The sequence below is a fragment of the Bartonella jaculi genome, from assembly GCF_039543045.1.
GTDB lineage: Bacteria > Pseudomonadota > Alphaproteobacteria > Rhizobiales > Rhizobiaceae > Bartonella > Bartonella jaculi.
The window spans coordinates 1-762 of the sequence record NZ_BAABIZ010000170.1; the positions used below are offsets into that span (position 1 = coordinate 1).

Below are 762 nucleotides of genomic sequence, written 5' to 3' on the forward strand. Positions count from 1 at the left end.
TGGGTGGTTGGTTATCTGCACTCGTTTCGATTTGCTCTGATTGGTTCTCAGCAGCATCAACCTCTGTTGGCTCTTGAACCTGTTCGTTTGTTTCTAAATTTTCAGAACCAATTTCTTTTTTTGCTAAAACGATAGTTTTAGTTTTTTTATATATATTCTTATTCTGGTTCTTTATAGCTTGATTTTGCTTAGCGTTTGCTTCAGCAAAAAAAACGTTTTGCTTGTCATTTGCTTCAGCAAAATTATTAACATGTTGTTTTGTATTATTTTTTGCTTTTGCACCTTTTTTACCAGCCTCACTACGAACTTGCGATATGTAATCTTTTTTATCAGCAAAATCGTTCAGCTCTTCTTCAACGCGCGTATTCCACAATCCATTATCTGTCTTAACAAGTTTATCATTCCTCATTAAGTATTCGACAATAGTTGCAAATTTTTTCTGCGAGCAATTGCAAGCACGTGCAAGCGTTTCAAAATCTTCTTTAATTGGTGCTTTTTTATCGTACATGCGAACGAGAAGCGTCATATAAGCGCCCCTTTGCTCCAATGTCATTCCATCTGTACCACTTATCCAGTCATACAAATGGAATCTTATCCATGGCATTGCATTAGACATGCGCCCCCCCCTTCTTTCTTTAAATATAAAATTGCCAAAGCATCTGCTTCGTTGTCATCTTCAGGCGCATGCCCTTTTGCATGCATTGCCTGTATCATTTTTACTTTTGAGGCGTTTCCTTTTCCTGTCGTTGCTTTCTTAATTGT

The 762-nt window shown here is 37.1% G+C and carries 1 protein-coding gene; it reads right to left on the minus strand.

The window, feature by feature from the left end; translation table 11 throughout:
- Nucleotides 1-616 (minus strand): YdaU family protein (locus ABD915_RS10010; RefSeq protein WP_345117823.1); only part of this gene is annotated, 616 nt, incomplete at its 3' end.
- Nucleotides 617-762: the final 146 nt, after the last annotated feature.